Below are 16,292 nucleotides of genomic sequence, written 5' to 3'. Positions count from 1 at the left end.
GCGGGTCGGGTGATGGCGCGGGCACGTGGCCCGAGGCAAGCCAGGTCACCCTTATTGGATTTCGGGAACGAATTCCGACACACTGATGTTGTGAAAACCGTGGGTTTGCCGAACACTGACGAAAGGGCTGGTCGCCGGGCCGGTACCCTGTCGGCTGCCGTCCCTGCGGTGCGTGGGGGAGAGGGCCACACCCGGGCGGCGATCATACGACTGCTGCTGGAGGAGGGCCCGATCACCGCGACAGCGATCAGCACCAGGCTGGGACTGACCCCGGCCGGTGTGCGCAGGCACCTGGACGCGCTCATCGATTCGGGCCAGGCCAGGGCGAGTCGCTCGGCGCCGTGGCAACAGAAGGGTCGCGGACGTCCGGCCAAGCAGTACCAGCTCACGGCCGCGGGCCGCGGGCAGCTCGGCCACGCCTACGACGATCTGGCCGGTGCGGCCATCCGGCAGCTCGGCGAGATCGGCGGCGATCAGGCGATCACCGAGTTCGCCCGCAAACGTGCGCGGACCATTGTGGCCGGGATCGAACCGCTGCGCGAGCACGGACCGCAGATTCCGAGCCGCGCTGCCGACGAAGCCGATCCCGCTGGGGCCGAGGCTGAGACTACGGCCGAGGCTGAGACTACGGCCGAGGCTGAGACTACGGCCGAGGCCGGGATGGTGGCCAAAGCCGAGGAGATCGCCGGAGCGCTCAGCGACTCCGGGTTCGCCGCGAGCACCCGCAAGGTGGGCGCGGGCGTGCAGATCTGCCAGCACCACTGCCCGGTCTCGCACGTGGCCGAGGAATTCCCGCAGCTGTGCGAGGCCGAGCTCGAGGTGTTCCGGGAACTGCTCGGCACGCACGTGCAACGCCTGGCGACAATCGCCAACGGCGACTGTGCCTGCACCACGCACGTCCCGCTCACGGCGGTACCCGCCGCCGGGCGGACCGCGCAGGCGAAGGCCCGCGCATATACCGAACCGAAGACAACTTCCCCATCGGCCGTTGCACAGCCCGCAACGGTAGGAACGAACGACGACTCCGGAAGGAGTGCCGAATGACGACGACCACCGACCAGGTGCAGCCGCTCACCCAGGAAGAGACCATCGCGTCCCTGGGCAAATATGGTTACGGCTGGGCCGACTCGGATGCGGCCGGCGCCAGTGCGCAACGAGGTCTGTCCGAGGAGGTCGTCCGCGACATCTCGGCCAAGAAGAACGAGCCGGAATGGATGCTGGAAAGCCGGCTCAAGGCGCTGCGCATCTTCGACCGGAAACCGATGCCGCACTGGGGCTCCAACCTGGAGGGCATCGACTTCGACAACATCAAATACTTCGTCCGCTCCACCGAAAAGCAGGCCGCCAGCTGGGACGATCTGCCCGAGGACATCAAGAACACCTACGACAAGCTGGGCATCCCAGAAGCGGAGAAGCAGCGGCTGGTTGCCGGTGTCGCCGCCCAGTACGAGTCCGAGGTCGTCTATCACCAGATCCGTGAGGACCTCGAAGCCCAGGGCGTGATCTTCCTCGATACCGACACCGGTCTGCGGGAGCACCCGGAGATCTTCCAGAAGTACTTCGGCACCGTGATCCCCGCCGGGGACAACAAGTTCTCGGCGCTGAACACCGCCGTATGGTCGGGCGGCTCCTTCATCTACGTGCCGCCTGGTGTGCACGTCGACATTCCGCTGCAGGCCTACTTCCGGATCAACACCGAGAACATGGGCCAGTTCGAGCGGACCTTGATCATCGTCGACGAGGACGCCTACGTGCACTACGTCGAGGGCTGCACGGCACCGATCTACAAATCGGACTCGCTGCACTCCGCAGTGGTGGAGATCATCGTGAAGAAGGGCGGCCGCTGCCGCTACACCACCATCCAGAACTGGTCGAACAACGTCTATAACCTGGTCACCAAGCGGGCCAAGGCCGAGGCGGGCGCGACCATGGAATGGATCGACGGCAATATCGGTTCCAAGGTGACCATGAAGTACCCGGCCGTGTGGATGACCGGCGAGCACGCGCGCGGCGAGGTGCTGTCGGTGGCGTTCGCGGGTGAGGGCCAGCACCAGGACACCGGTGCGAAGATGCTGCACCTGGCCCCGCACACCTCCTCGACCATCGTGTCCAAGTCGGTGGCACGCGGCGGCGGCCGGGCGTCCTACCGCGGCCTGGTCCAGGTGAACAAGGGCGCCTACGGCTCCAAGTCCACGGTGAAGTGCGACGCGCTGCTGGTGGACACCATCAGCCGCTCCGACACCTACCCCTACGTCGACATCCGCGAGGACGACGTGACGATGGGCCACGAGGCCACTGTCTCCAAGGTGTCCGAGGATCAGCTGTTCTATCTGATGAGCCGCGGCCTCACCGAGGACGAAGCGATGGCGATGGTGGTGCGCGGCTTCGTCGAGCCCATCGCCAAGGAACTGCCGATGGAATATGCCCTCGAATTGAACCGCCTGATCGAACTGCAGATGGAAGGAGCCGTCGGCTGATGGCCGTCGAGAATGTCGCCGAAGCCGCCGAGGCGAAGACCCCAGCGATCAACAAGGGCGAGGTCTTCACATCGTTCGACGTGAACGCGTTCGAGGTGCCCTCGGCCAAGGACGAGGCGTGGCGGTTCACTCCGCTGCGCCGGTTGCGCGGACTGCACGACGGCAGCGCCGCGGCCGACGGCATCGCCACCGTCCAGGTGACCCCCACATCGGGTGTGACCGTGGAAACCGTCGACCGCGACGACACCCGCCTCGGCGAGGCCGGCGTGCCTGCCGACCGGGTCGCTGCCCAGGCGTATTCGGGATTCGCATCGGCCACCGTCGTCTCCGTCGGCAACGAAACCGAGATCGACGACCCGGTCGTAGTCACCGTCACCGGCCCCGGCGCGGGTAAGACCGCCTACGGCCACCTGCAGGTCCGGCTCGGTGCCTTCGCGAAGGCCACGGTCGTGATCGACCAGCACGGTAGCGGCACCTACGCCGAGAACGTGGAGTTCGTGCTCGGCGACAGCGCCCAGCTGACCGTGGTCGCCGTCCAGGAATGGGACGACGACGCGGTGCACGCCACCGCCCATCACGCCCGGCTCGGGCGCGACGCCACCCTGCGCCACACCGCGGTCACCCTCGGCGGCGACCTGGTGCGCCTCACCGGCACCGTCCGCTACGACGGCCCCGGCGGCGACGCCGAACTGCTCGGCCTCTACTTCGCCGACGCGGGCCAGCACTTCGAACAGCGGCTGCTGGTGGACCACGCAGTGCCCAACTGTAAATCCAATGTGCTGTACAAGGGCGCGCTGCAGGGCGATCCCGCATCGTCCAAGGGCGACGCACGCACGGTATGGGTCGGTGATGTGCTGATCCGGGCGGCCGCCGAAGGCACCGACACCTTCGAGATCAACCGCAACCTGGTGCTCACCGACGGTGCCCGTGCCGACTCGGTGCCCAACCTCGAGATCGAAACCGGTGAGATCCTTGGTGCCGGGCACGCCTCGGCCACCGGACGTTTCGACGACGAGCAGCTGTTCTACCTGCGTGCGCGTGGTATCCCGGACGAGGTCGCCCGCCGCCTGGTGGTACGCGGCTTCTTCCACGAGATCATCCAGAAGATCACCGTCGAACAGGTCAGACAGCGGCTCGCGGAAGCGATCGAAGCCGAACTCGCCGCCATCGGCGCCTGACCCGACCCCCGACTGCACAGCCCCGCAAAGGAAATCGGAAACCTATGACCACCCTGGAAATCAAGGACCTGCACGCCGAGGTAGCCACTCCCGACGGCGAGACCGTCAAGATCCTCAACGGCGTGAACCTCACCGTGAAATCCGGCGAGACGCACGCCATCATGGGTCCCAACGGCTCAGGTAAGTCCACGCTGTCCTACGCCATCGCGGGTCACCCCAAGTACACCGTCACCTCCGGGTCGATCACCCTCGACGGTGAGGACGTGCTGGCCATGTCGGTGGACGAGCGGGCGCGTGCCGGCCTGTTCCTGGCCATGCAGTACCCGGTCGAGGTGCCCGGTGTGTCGATGTCGAACTTCTTGCGTACGGCCGCCACGGCGGTGCGAGGCGAGGCCCCGAAGCTGCGGCACTGGGTCAAGGAAGTCAAGGAGTCGATGAGCGAACTCGACATCGACGCCGCCTTCGCCGAGCGCAGCGTGAACGAGGGCTTCTCCGGTGGTGAGAAGAAGCGGCACGAGATCCTGCAACTCGGCCTGCTGCAGCCGAAGATCGCGATCCTGGACGAGACCGACTCCGGCCTCGACGTGGACGCGCTGCGCATCGTGTCCGAGGGCGTGAACCGCTACAAGGAACGCAACGACGGTGGTGTCCTGCTGATCACCCACTACACCCGGATCCTGCGCTATATCCAGCCACAGTTCGTGCACGTGTTCGTCGGCGGACGCATCGTCGCCGAGGGCGGCCCCGAACTGGCCGAGGAACTCGACGCCAACGGTTACGTGCGCTTCACCCAGACCGCTACCGCCGGAGCGTGATATGACCACAGCACCCATCACTGGTCACACCCTCGATGTGGCCCACATCCGGGCCGACTTCCCGATCCTGAACCGCACGGTCCGGGACGGGAAACCGTTGGTGTACCTGGATTCCGGTGCGACCGCGCAGCGGCCGGTGGCGGTGCTCGAAGCCGAACGCGACTTCCTGATCACCCGCAACTCGGCCGTGCACCGTGGCGCACACCAGCTGGCCGAGGAGGCAACCGACGCCTATGAGGGCGCGCGCGCCGATATCGCCCGGTTCGTCGGTGTGGACGCCGACGAAATCGTGTTCACCAAGAACGCGACCGAATCACTGAACCTGGTGACCTACGCGTTCTCCGACGACCGGTTCCCGTTCCATCTTGGGCCCGGCGACGAGATCGTCATCACCGAGCTGGAACACCACGCGAACCTGGTGCCCTGGCAGGAACTAGCCCGGCGTACCGGGGCGACGCTGCGCTGGTACGGCGTGACCGACGACGGGCGTATCGATCTCGATTCACTGGAGCTGTCGCCGGCCACCAAGGTCGTCGCCTTCACCCATCAGTCGAATGTCACCGGTGCCGTGGCGCCGGTGGAGGAGCTGGTGCGCCGCGCCAAGGCGGTGGATGCGCTGGTGGTGCTCGATGCCTGTCAGTCGGTGCCGCATATGCCGGTCGATTTCCGTGCGCTCGACGTCGATTTCGCGGCTTTCTCCGGGCACAAGATGCTGGGTCCGTCCGGTGTCGGTGTGCTGTACGGGCGCCGCGCGCTCCTGGCCGACGTGCCCCCGTTCATCACCGGCGGTTCCATGATCGAAACCGTCACCATGGAGGCCACCACCTACGCCCCGCCGCCCCAGCGGTTCGAGGCCGGTGTACCGATGACCTCCCAGGTGGTCGGGCTCGGCGCGGCGGTGCGATATCTGGACGATATCGGGATGAAGGCCGTCGCGGCGCATGAGCACGAGCTCGTCGCTGCGGCGCTGGAAGGCCTCGGCGGTGTCGACGGGGTGCGGATCATCGGCCCGACCGAGAACGTGGACCGCGGCGGCGCCGTGGCGTTCGTGGTGGACGGCATCCACGCGCACGATGTCGGCCAGATCCTCGACGACGAAGGGGTCGCGATCCGCGTCGGTCACCACTGCGCCTGGCCGCTGCACCGGCGTTTCGGTATCGCCGCGACGGCGCGGGCCTCGTTCGCGGTGTACAACACCCTCGACGAGGTCGACAAGCTGGTGGACGCGGTGCGCAAGGCGCAGAAGTTCTTCGGAGTGAGCGACTGATATATGCGAGTGAACGACCACTAGATAGGGCGCTGGATTCCTTATGCGTATGGAGCAGATGTACCAGGAAGTGATCCTGGACCATTACAAGCATCCGCATCACCGCGGGCTGCGGGAGCCGTACGGCGCCGAGGTGCACCATGTGAACCCCACCTGCGGTGACGAGGTCACGTTGCGCGTGCAGCTGGACGACAACGGTGATGTCGCCGATGTCTCCTACGACGGCCAGGGCTGTTCGATCAGTCAGGCCTCGACCTCGGTGCTCACCGATCAGGTGATCGGGCTTCCGGTACAGCAGGCGCTGAAGGTGGTCGATTCGTTCAGCGAGATGATCGGCAGCCGAGGCACCGTCGAGGGTGATGAGGACGTGATCGGTGACGGTATCGCCTTCGCCGGTGTCGCCAAGTACCCGGCGCGGGTCAAATGTGCGCTGCTGGGCTGGATGGCGTTCAAGGACGCGGTGGTCCGGATCGACACCAACGGCGCAGACAACAGGAACGGGGAAACGATATGACCGAGACACCGGCAACCGAAACGACCGGACAGCTCGCGGACGCGGCGCAGACCGAGCAGGCCGAGCTGTCGCCCGAGGACATCAAGCATCTCGAGGACCTCGAGGAGGCCATGCGTGATGTGGTCGACCCCGAGCTCGGTATCAACGTCGTCGACCTGGGCCTGGTGTACGGGCTGAAGCTCGAAGGCCAGACCGCCGTCATCGACATGACCCTGACCTCGGCGGCCTGTCCGCTCACCGATGTCATCGAGGACCAGTCTCGTAATGCCCTGGTGCGCAGCGGCCTGGTCGACGAGCTGAAGATCAACTGGGTCTGGATGCCGCCGTGGGGTCCGGACAAGATCACCGAGGACGGCCGGGAACAACTGCGCGCTCTCGGCTTCACCGTCTAGGCCCTGGTCTCGCGGTCACCTACATGCCCACCGCCCCATCGCGATGTAGTTCGCGGTGGGGCGGTGGGCGCTTGCTGTGTCGCAGAAACGAAAGATACGCCCATGCCGGCCCATGGTTCGCGGCATGGGCAACGGAGAAAGTCTCGATGTTCACCGACGGCGCCCGAGTGACGCACTAAAGCGGTGTCGAGTCGAATGCGGTTTCCGGCCGGAGGTATCGGAGCATTCGCGGTGAATGGGGTTCTGGGGGTTTGTCGGGTTCTGCGTTTCCGCGTTTCTGTGAGCGGTTGTAGATCCCCGGAGCCCGGCCCTTCGATAACTGACATTTCATCGATTCGGTGTACGTCTGTGCTCTGTATAGCAGTCGTCGGCGGACGGAAGCAATTTCTCTGCAAAGGCTCCCGGTATGCCCATAGCGGCCGACCGACCGGTTCGCTCTGGTGAGGGCTCGGGCAGGTCGCACCATACTTCCGCCCGCGCGCGGGCGGGCGCGCGAAGCGCTTCGGGCCGTGCATGTGCGCGACTGGGGCCGGGATCGCTACCGGCCCAATATTTTTGCGCATTTTTCGAGGTGGCGGGCGTGCGATGGGCGGAAGGCCTTTAGTTCTTACCCGGATACGAAGAGAGTTCCCAACATTGCTGCTAGTGTTGGCGCGTCGTCGGGTTCGGGCTACTGGATCGGCATGTTCCGGTAGGTCGGCGATTGGTCGAATGGCTTGACTCTTGGTTACTTTGGAGTAACAAAAGAGGGTGGGTTTCGATGCTTCGCCGGGTACCCGGCGGCGGACCTCATCCGGCCAGGGGCAGTCATGGTCGGCGTCGCGAGGAAGGCGAGACGAGCGCTGTGGCAGAAAGCTGTGGCATCGCGTGGCGCACCCTCGAGCCCTGTCAACGACGAGAAAGCTGATGAATCTGAATACCGCCGTGCTGCTTCCCTGGATCCTCGCCCCCCTTCTGGTGCTCGGCGTGGCCTGGTACGCCGTTCGGACCGTGCGCGGGCAAAACGCCCGTATCTCCGCGCTGGAACGTGAACTGGGTGTGCGCGAGGACGCTCTCGAACATCTTGCCGCCGCAACCCTGCCTGCGCTGACGGAATCTGTCCGGCGCTACGAGCAGACCGCCATCGGGCCGGAAGTCCCGGCGGGTCTGGAGAACTCACGCTTCGCCCAGTGCATGCTCTGGATCACCGAGCGCGTCACCGAAGACCTGCGGCTGGTGCAGTCCGAAACACGCGACAGCACTGTCCGTGAGGCCGAGGAGCAGACGCGCCAGGCCGTCACCGCAGCCGAGGCCGCTGTCCGCTCGGAAGTCGAAACCGCTCGCACACAAGTCGAAACGACTTCGCGGGAGGCGACCAGCGCCGCGGTCCGCTCCTTCGGCACCTCTGTGGTCAGCCTCGGCGCGGACGTCAGCCAGGTGGTCAGCGCCGCACTGCGCGAACACCGCGACGACCGCGTCTACGAAACGCTCATCCGCATCGACCACAGCGTCCAGCAGATGATCCGTCAGGCGCAGTCCTACGTCATCGTCTGTGGTGGTCTGCCCGGACGTCGTTGGCCTGCGCAGTCGCTGACCGATGTGGTCGGCGGCGCGAGCGGCCGGGTACGCGACTACCTGCGGGTGCGTGCGGGCCAGCTCGACCGGATGGTCATCAGTCGCGCGGTGGAGCCGCTGGTGCACACGCTGGCCTCGCTCATCGATAACGCACTGCGTTACTCCCCGCCCACCTCGTTCGTCGACATCAGCTTTCAGGAAGGCCATCACGGCGTCACCGTGATCGTCGACGACGCTGGTGTGCGCATGAACGCCGAGCAGATGGAAGAGGCCAGGCAGATCCTGGCCAACGAGCGTCCGGTCGACATCCACCAGTTGGGCCCGGCCCCCAAGGTCGGTTTCCCGGGTATCGCCGCGCTGTCGCGCCGTTACGGGTTCACCGTCTACATCGATGGCCCCAACGCCTACGGCGGTATGCGCGCCATGGTCTACATTCCGGAATCCCTGCTGGTTGCACCGCGTGCTGCGAGCGAAGGGGAGAACACCCTCGCCGCCGCGCCGCCCGCACCGCGGGAACTCGCCGCGGTATCGGCCGGACCGAACGCCACGGCCGCGGCCGGCGCCCCGGTGGCCGATACCAGGGTAGCCGACAAGAGCACGCCGACCGGCCCGACGACGACCGGGGGAAGCGCCATGGCCGGAGCCGCCGATCGATTCACCGACAACGACCAGCCGACAGCGGTGCACGACATCACCAGCGGCGGTCTGCCCAAGCGGCGCCGCAGGGCCGCGGTGCTACCCGCCGACAGCGGAACATATGGCGCCCGTAACGAACCGGCGCCCGCCCGACCAGAGATCGCAGCCGCCTGGCACAGCGGCTCCAAGAGCGGCCGCGCCGCCGCATCCGACGACACCGAAGGGATGACATCCTGATGGGCTCACCGAGAACAGTAGTGAACGACAGCACGAACAAATTAGGCTGGCTACTGGACGATCTCGAGGTTCCCGGCGTCCGGTTCGCCGTCCTGCTGTCCGAGGACGGGCTGCGCATCGCGCACTCGAACGGTATCGCCAAAGACGACGCGGAACGGTTTGCCGCCGCCGCCTCCGGCCTGCGCTCGCTGGGCAAAGCGCTCGGTGAATTCTGTGGCCAATCCGGAAACAACGTGCGGCAGAACATGACCGAGTACGACGAGGGCATGATCATGATCACCGCCGCAGGTGAGGGCGCGTTGCTCGGTGTATCGACCATGACCGATATCGATGTGGGCCTCATCGCGCACCGCATGAACGAACTGGCGGGCCGGGTCGGCCACGAACTGGCCAGCCAGCCCCGCAGAGGCGGCGAAGGCGGCGGCGTGCAATGAGCGGGTCACGGCGTGATCCCGACCTGGTCCGCGCGTATGTGCGGACCGGGGGACGCTCGCGTCCGACCCGTGAACTGGACCTGGTCACTCTCGTCGTCGCCGCCAAGGATCCGGCACAGGGAGCCACACCCGACGCCCGGCGGGTGATCGAGGTCTGCGGCCACGGTGCGCTGTCCATCGCCGAGATAGCGGCCTATCTCGACCTGCCACCATCAGTGGTCAAGATCGTCGCCTCCGACCTGCTGGACAGCGAACATCTGATCATTCCCACCCCGGCCGAAATCCTGCCGGAGATAGCCCTGCTCGAGGAGGTACTCAATGGGCTCCGTGCTCTCCCGGCCTGAGCGGCCCGCAGGCTACGGCCGCACCGTCGACTATGTGCCGGACACTGTGACACGGTCGGTGAAGTTGCTGGTGGCAGGCAACTTCGGCGTCGGCAAGACGACCTTCGTCAGCAGTGTCTCCGAAATCAAACCGCTGCGCACCGAGGAGACCATCACCGAGGCCAGCGTCGGCGTCGACGATATGGCCGGACTGCCCGGTAAATCGCAGACCACCGTGGCAATGGATTTCGGCCGCATCACACTCAATCCCGAACTGGCACTGTACTTGTTCGGTACACCGGGTCAGCAGCGTTTCGTCCCCCTGTGGGAAGAGCTGGCCCGCGGCGCGCTAGGCGCCCTGGTCCTGGTCGACACCCGGCGTATCGAAAAAGCCGACGAGGTGCTGTCGGTCCTAGAGGAACGCGGCGTGCCGTATTCGGTGGCAGTCAACGAATTCGAGGGCGCCAACCGCTTCCCGCTCTCGGAGATCCGTGACGCGCTCGACCTGGCCGAGGACACCCCGCTCACCGCACTCGACGCACGCGACCGCGGCACCTGCCTGCGTTCGCTCATCACCCTCGTCGAGTTCTTGTTCCACCGTCTGGAGTCTCGTCTTTGACACCCCATGAACCTTTGACTTCGAGCCAGCAACGCTTCGCGACCTGCCCGGTGGCGCACGGATCGCCGGTCGATTCCGATGGCCCCCGTGTCCCGCTGTATTCGGAGGAGTACGCGGCTGACCCGCACGGCCATTACCGTGAGATGCGCCGCCAGTACGGTTCGATGGTACCGGTCGAATTGTCGCCGAATGTGCCCGCGACGCTGGTGATCGGTTATCAGGACGCGGTGCGGATCCTCAACGATCCCGAACATTTCCCGGCCGACCCGCGGGCGTGGCAGGATCAGTGCCCCGACGATGCACCGGTCAAGCCGATGCTGATGTGGTATCCGAACGCGCTGCGCAACGCGGGCACCACCCACGCCAGATACCGGCAGGCATATGTTGCGGCCATCGACGGGATCGATCTGAACGCGCTGCACGCGGCGGTGGAGCGGATCGCCATTCCGCTGATCAACACGTTCTGCGAAAAAGGTTCCGCGGATCTGCTCACCGAGTACGCCTTCCCTCTGGTCTTCGAGGTGCTCAACCAGATGGTCGGCTGTCCGCCGGATATCGGGCAGCAGGTCGCGGCCGGGATGGCCGCGCTGTTCGACGCGGTCAACGCCGCCTGGGGCATGCAAACCCTGTCCGAGGCGCTGATGACGATGATCACGATGCGCAAGGCCGAGCCGGGTGACGACGTCACGTCGCGGTTGGTGCAGCATCCGGCGAATCTCAACGACGAAGAGTTGCTGTCCAACCTGATCAGCTTCTACGGCGCAGGCCTCGAGCCCCAGCAGAACCTGATCGTCAACACCCTGCGGCTGATGCTCACCGACGCTCGTTTCGGCGGCGATATGCTCGGCGGCAGCCTGTCGACCAGGGACGCGCTCGACGAGGTGCTGTTCAACGACCCGCCGATGGCGAACTTCAGCGCCACCTACCCGCGCCAGCCGATCCTGATCGGAAATACCTGGCTGCCCGCGCATCAGCCGGTCCTCATCAGTCTGGCCGGCTGCAACAACGATCCCCAGATCCGCGGCGGCGACCGGACCGGTAACCGCTCGCATCTGGCATGGAGCCTCGGACCGCATGCCTGCCCGGCGCAAACGGTGGCGTTCGTGGTCGCCCAGGAGGCAATCGACCAGTTGCTCGACGCGCTGCCGGAGATGGAGTTGGCGGTGCCCGACGAGGAGTTGACCTGGCGTCCAGGCCCCTTCCACCGTGCTTTGGCGTCGTTACCGGTCGTCTTCCCGAAGTCCCCTCCGTTGAACGTGGTGTAAGGAGCCTGAAGATGGAGCGTGAACCGATAGTTCTGGACATGAGTGGCGCGGATACCCAGGGGGAGTCCGCACGCTTGCGCGAGCGCGGGCCTGCCACCCTCGTGGAATTACCCGGTGGGGTGCTTGCCTGGTCGGTCACCCACGCTGCCACGCTCAAAAGTCTTCTGGCCGATCCGCGAGTGTCGAAGGACCCGGTTCAGCATTGGACAGCCTTCACCAACGGCGAGATCACTCAGGACTGGCCGCTGTTCACCTGGGTGGCGGTGGACAACATGTTCACCGCCTACGGAGCCGAGCATCGCAGGCTCCGCAAACTGGTCTCGCCCGCCTTCACCCACCGCCGCACCATGGCGTTGCGCCCGCGTATCGAGGCGCTGATCGAGGAGCTGCTCGGAAAACTGGCCGCGACGGCTCCGGGCGAAGTGGTCGATCTGCGCGAAATGTATGCCTATCCGGTGCCGATTCAGGTCATCACCGAACTGCTCGGGGTGCCCGACTCGATTGCGCCGGGGCTGCGGCGCTGCGTCGACCGCTACTTCGACACCACCATCAGCCAGGAGGAAGGCCTGGCCAACTACACCGAAATGTATGGGCTGGTCAGCGAATTGGTGGCGTACCGGCGGACGAATCCGGGCGAGGACATCACCAGCGTGATGATCGCGACCCGCGACGACGACGGTTCGGCGCTGACCGAGAAGGAGCTCGTCGACACCCTGATGCTGGTCATCAACGCCGGTCACGAGACCACGGTCAACCTGCTCGATCAGGCGATCGTGGCGCTGCTGACCCATCCCGAACAGCGCCGGGCCGTGCTGGAGGGGCGGGTGAGCTGGTCGGACGTGGTGGAGGAGACGTTGCGCTACGAATCCCCGGTCGCGCATCTGCCGCTCCGCTATGCCGTCGAGGACATCGATATCGACGGCGTGCACATCAACAAGGGTGATGCGATCCTGGCCTCCTACGCAGCGGCCAGCCGGGACCCGAAGGTGCACGGGCACACCACGAACGTTTTCGACCTCTCCCGGCCGAACAAGGACCATGTGGCATTCGGACACGGCGTGCACCACTGCATCGGATCGCCGCTTGCCCGGATGGAAGGGGAAATGGCGCTGCCTGCACTGTTCCAGCGTTTTCCGGGCCTGCGACTGGCGGTCGAGCCGAGCGCGCTGGAGCCGGTGGTCAGTTTTGTCTCCAACGGGCACAAAACTTTGCCGGTGTATCTGGGGAACTAGCGGACCGGCCGTGACGGCCGGTGCACCGGGCCGGAGGTCACAGCAGGCCGAGTCGGCGTGCGCGGTCGATTGCCTCGGCGCGTGAGGCGGTGCCGAGTTTGTGGTAGATACCGCGCAGATGCGTTTTGACGGTGTTGATCGACACACCCAGATCGCCGGCCACGAGCTGGGTGGTCCGCCCGGACGGCAGTTGGCGTAGCACGGTCAGTTCCGTCTCGGTGAGCCGGACCTCGGTCGTGGTCCGGCCCACCCGCGCCAAGGCGCGGATGGTGTCGGCCAGCCGGTCGTGGTGGCCGAACCGGCCGGTGTGCGTGTCGAGCAGTTCGGGGGTGCCCGCCGTCTCGAGGAACGGGCGGATCAGCCGGTCGACAGCGGCCCGCTCCAAGGCGCACCGCAGAGCGTCGTACACCTTGGCGGGGCGGTCCAGTCGATCGCACGCCGAGGCATGTAGCAGCCAGGCGGTCACTGCCGTCACCGAATGCAGCTGTTCGGATTCGGTCAGCCACGGCTGCAGCAGGGACACGGTGACCGCGGGGCGGTGCTGGTATTCCGACAGCGTGGCCCGGGCCACGGCCACCTCGGCGGTCTCGCCGAGTACGTCGGCGGCGTGGTCGGCGAGCCTGCGTGCGGGATCCTTTGCATGCAACCGGAGCAGTGACCGGACGACAGGGGCCAGCAAGCCCGCGCTGGTAGCGGGGGAGGTGTCGAGCAGGCGATGCATATCGGTGCGCAAGGATTCCCCGGATTCGTGCCGGTCGGCGGCGGCGTCGAATCCGATGAGCCGCGCGATGACCCTGGCGTGCCTGCCCGCGGAGTGGGCCTCGGATTCCGGGGCCTGATGATACCGCTCGCCGCGTAGATGGGCAGCCAGCGCGACCATCGCCGCCGCATGCCCTGCCTCGGGCAGCCCGGCCAGATCCGGCGTCCCGGCGCGGGCGAGCGCCCGGCGTGCGCGTTCCCCCATGGTCGATATACCGCCGTGGAGTCCCGCCGACACCGCGAGCAGGGTGTGGGCACGCAACCCCAGACGTGGCAGCCCGGCCTGATCGGCCAGTGCCATCGCACGGTGCAGATCGGGTTCGCCGCCCGCACGGCGCAGCACGCGGCATGCCCCGGCATACAGTGCGAGATAGCAGTCGAGATCCGGGTGCCCCGTGCTGGGCACGAGATCGTCGAGACCGGTACCGGCCTGCTCGCCGGCGGCGGTCGATACCGCGCGGGCGAACGGCCGCAGCCAGGTGTCGGGAACGATCGCCGAACTCTGCCCGTCGCGGACCCGTATCAGCTCCAGATACGCCGTCGCAGCTGGAATATCGCCACGCTCGACCGCATCAGCGCCCCGCAGCAGCCAGACGTAGGGGTCATCAGCCAGATCGGGAACACGGTCGAGGTGATCGAGCTGGTCGAACAGCGCCGCTCCTGCGCCGTCGAACACCATATGGGCACCGTGTTCGCGCAGGAACGGAGGCAACTGCGTATCGGAATCGGCCAGCACATGCGGTAACGCCGCCGTCCGCCGGCCTCCGGCCAGATACCAGCGAGCCGCCGCACGGTGTAGTCCGGGAAGTTGCCATGGTCGGCGCCTGCGCAGCTCGGCACGCAAGTAGGTGCGCAGCATCGGGTGATAGGCGTACCACAGCTGCCCGTCGGCGGCAGTCACTTCGATGGGGAAGTTGATCCGTTCCAGGCTGTCCAGAATCCGCGCCGCCTCCGGCTCGCCCAGTTCGGCGGCCAGCGAGGGGGTGAAGGCCGCCGGTACCGAGGTCACCAGCAGGAAGCGCAGCGTATCGACGGGCAGCACCGTCAACAGTTCTCCGACCAGGAAATCGGCCACTTGATGCGGCGGCCGGGCCAGGGCGGCGAGCGCGGTGGCCCGGTCACCGGGATGCGCACTCAGGTAGATCGCCGCGAGCCGGACCAACGCCGCCCAGCCCTGCGTCAGCCGCGTGACGACCGCGAGCTCGGCCGCGGTCAGCCGGCATCCGTGCTGGCGCAGCAGCGTGGCCGTCTGCCGTTCGCGCAACGCCAGCTCTGCCGCACCGATCCGGAGCAGCCGGCCGGAAACGGCCAGCGCATGCCAGCGCAGCGGCGGATCGAACCGTGCGGACAGGATCGGAGTGAGGGTGGGCGGCGCGTGTTCGAGAAAATAGTCCAGACCGGCGAGCGCGAGCGGATCGGTGAGCAGATGAGCGTTGTCGATGACCAGCGCGGTCGGTATCCGCCGCGCCGTGAGCTGCTCGATCAGGTTGCCGGCGGCCCCGATCGAGTCGACCGGTCCCCAGGTCCGCGCCGCCGCGGGCAGACCCAGGCAGGCGCCGATCGCCTGCCACAGCTGCGTGGCCTCGTTCGTTCCGCGGGTGAGGGCGAGCCAGCGGATATCGAGTTCCGGGATGCGGCCGCCGCGTCGCCGAGCCCAATCGGCCAGTACTGTCGTCTTTCCGGTGCCCGCGGCCCCGCAGAGCAACACCACCTGGCCGGGTTCGGCAGCGGCCCGGTCGAGCAGTCTTCCTGCGCCGACGCCGAGGGGAGTGAAGGACAGGCGCGGCGGCGCAGTACCGGCTATGCCATCGGTGCCTGCGCGCACCCTACTGGCCTCTACCTGCGCCAACGGCTGCTGAGCCGACATATCGGTAGCAGGCATTCCGTCTCCTCGAGCTGCATCGTCAACGCGTTGTCGGTACCACATCACGCACAGCCGCTGATGTCTGCAACGTACCGGGTGATCACTGGGGGCCGACGGATCGTAATGACTTTGTGTTACGGACTTGCCCGCTGCTCCCCCGCGGCGTGCCGTCGCGGTCATCACCCGCGACGGGTGAAGCGCGACCGGCCTGCGTGCGGCAGATTCGTGGCTGTCCGCCGCGATAGGCACGGCACCATTCGCTACCTACGAAGGGACGAACCGATGTCGCACTCCACCGGTACCGAACGCCCGGTGCGCCAGGGCATTGCAGCAGGCACCTCGATCGGCGCCGCGATACTGCTGCTGACAGTCGGTGTGCTGTCGATCCTGCAGGGGATTTCGGCGGTAGCCAAGGACGAGTTGTTCGTGGTCGGGGTCGACTACGTCTACAAGTTGGACACCACCGCCTGGGGTTGGATTCACATCATCCTCGGCGCCATCCTGGTGATATGCGCGCTGGGCCTGATGACGGGCACCACCTGGGGCCGGGTCGCGGCAGTGACCATCGCCGCCCTGTCGATCATCGCGAACTTCCTGTGGCTGCCCTACTATCCGGCGTGGTCGATCCTGGTCATCGTGCTGAACGTCGTCGTCATCTGGGCGGTGGCCACCTGGAGTCCCAGCCAGCTCTGAACAGCGGGTAGGCGCGCGGAACCGGGGTACCCG

At 66.5% G+C, this 16,292-nt stretch carries 15 protein-coding genes; 14 read left to right on the top strand and 1 reads right to left on the bottom strand.

Annotated elements, in window-relative coordinates; all coding sequences use genetic code 11:
* The first annotated feature begins 12 nt into the window (after positions 1 to 12).
* The 13 genes from B0T44_RS02375 (at position 13) to B0T44_RS02315 (ending at position 12,943) form a co-directional block, all read left to right on the top strand.
* Positions 13 to 1,044 (top strand): helix-turn-helix transcriptional regulator, encoded by a 1,032-nt coding sequence (locus B0T44_RS02375; protein WP_175647933.1) that lies wholly within the window; start codon positions 13 to 15, stop codon positions 1,042 to 1,044.
* Positions 1,041 to 2,477, top strand: a complete 1,437-nt coding sequence (gene sufB / locus B0T44_RS02370; RefSeq protein WP_077115040.1) for a Fe-S cluster assembly protein SufB — start codon at positions 1,041 to 1,043, stop codon at positions 2,475 to 2,477. Before B0T44_RS02375 ends, sufB begins: the two co-directional genes overlap by 4 nt.
* Positions 2,477 to 3,655 (top strand): Fe-S cluster assembly protein SufD, encoded by a 1,179-nt coding sequence (gene sufD / locus B0T44_RS02365; protein WP_077115039.1) that lies wholly within the window; start codon positions 2,477 to 2,479, stop codon positions 3,653 to 3,655. Before sufB ends, sufD begins: the two co-directional genes overlap by 1 nt.
* A gap of 44 nt (positions 3,656 to 3,699) precedes the next feature.
* Entirely contained in the window at positions 3,700 to 4,470 is a 771-nt protein-coding gene (gene sufC / locus B0T44_RS02360; protein WP_077115038.1) for a Fe-S cluster assembly ATPase SufC, read from the top strand.
* A 1-nt stretch (position 4,471) separates the two neighbouring features.
* Positions 4,472 to 5,737: a cysteine desulfurase gene (locus B0T44_RS02355; RefSeq protein ID WP_077115037.1), complete on the top strand. Its 1,266-nt coding sequence runs from the start codon at positions 4,472 to 4,474 to the stop codon at positions 5,735 to 5,737.
* A gap of 43 nt (positions 5,738 to 5,780) precedes the next feature.
* Entirely contained in the window at positions 5,781 to 6,251 is a 471-nt protein-coding gene (gene sufU / locus B0T44_RS02350) for a Fe-S cluster assembly sulfur transfer protein SufU (RefSeq protein WP_077115036.1), read from the top strand.
* Positions 6,248 to 6,643: a metal-sulfur cluster assembly factor gene (locus B0T44_RS02345; RefSeq protein ID WP_077115035.1), complete on the top strand. Its 396-nt coding sequence runs from the start codon at positions 6,248 to 6,250 to the stop codon at positions 6,641 to 6,643. Before sufU ends, B0T44_RS02345 begins: the two co-directional genes overlap by 4 nt.
* A 906-nt stretch (positions 6,644 to 7,549) precedes the next feature.
* Positions 7,550 to 9,070: an ATP-binding protein gene (locus B0T44_RS02340; protein ID WP_077115034.1), complete on the top strand. Its 1,521-nt coding sequence runs from the start codon at positions 7,550 to 7,552 to the stop codon at positions 9,068 to 9,070.
* Positions 9,070 to 9,504: a roadblock/LC7 domain-containing protein gene (locus B0T44_RS02335; protein WP_077115033.1), complete on the top strand. Its 435-nt coding sequence runs from the start codon at positions 9,070 to 9,072 to the stop codon at positions 9,502 to 9,504. Before B0T44_RS02340 ends, B0T44_RS02335 begins: the two co-directional genes overlap by 1 nt.
* On the top strand, positions 9,501 to 9,848 hold the full coding sequence (locus B0T44_RS02330) for a DUF742 domain-containing protein (RefSeq protein ID WP_077115032.1): 348 nt from the start codon (positions 9,501 to 9,503) through the stop codon (positions 9,846 to 9,848). The genes B0T44_RS02335 and B0T44_RS02330 overlap by 4 nt, the downstream gene beginning before the upstream one ends.
* Entirely contained in the window at positions 9,823 to 10,446 is a 624-nt protein-coding gene (locus tag B0T44_RS02325) for a GTP-binding protein (protein WP_077115031.1), read from the top strand. Before B0T44_RS02330 ends, B0T44_RS02325 begins: the two co-directional genes overlap by 26 nt.
* 14 nt (positions 10,447 to 10,460) lie before the next feature.
* Positions 10,461 to 11,711 carry a cytochrome P450 family protein gene (locus tag B0T44_RS02320; protein WP_245839163.1) on the top strand — a complete coding sequence of 417 codons (1,251 nt, stop codon included), beginning with the start codon at positions 10,461 to 10,463 and terminating at the stop codon, positions 11,709 to 11,711.
* A gap of 11 nt (positions 11,712 to 11,722) precedes the next feature.
* A complete protein-coding gene (locus B0T44_RS02315) occupies positions 11,723 to 12,943 on the top strand; it encodes a cytochrome P450 family protein (RefSeq protein ID WP_077115029.1) in 1,221 nt (406 codons plus the stop codon).
* A 37-nt stretch (positions 12,944 to 12,980) separates the two neighbouring features.
* Here B0T44_RS02315 and B0T44_RS02310 read toward each other — a convergent pair whose 3' ends face one another.
* On the bottom strand, positions 12,981 to 15,584 hold the full coding sequence (locus B0T44_RS02310) for a winged helix-turn-helix domain-containing protein (RefSeq protein WP_175647932.1): 2,604 nt from the start codon (positions 15,582 to 15,584) through the stop codon (positions 12,981 to 12,983).
* 264 nt (positions 15,585 to 15,848) lie between these two features.
* On the opposite strand from B0T44_RS02310, the gene B0T44_RS02305 reads away from it, so the two are divergent.
* Positions 15,849 to 16,259, top strand: a complete 411-nt coding sequence (locus B0T44_RS02305; RefSeq protein ID WP_077115027.1) for a DUF7144 family membrane protein — start codon at positions 15,849 to 15,851, stop codon at positions 16,257 to 16,259.
* Positions 16,260 to 16,292 lie beyond the last annotated feature (33 nt).

Source organism: Nocardia donostiensis, from assembly GCF_002081715.1.
Taxonomy (GTDB): Bacteria; Actinomycetota; Actinomycetes; order Mycobacteriales; family Mycobacteriaceae; genus Nocardia; species Nocardia donostiensis.
This window is presented reverse-complemented; position numbering and strand designations above follow the sequence as displayed.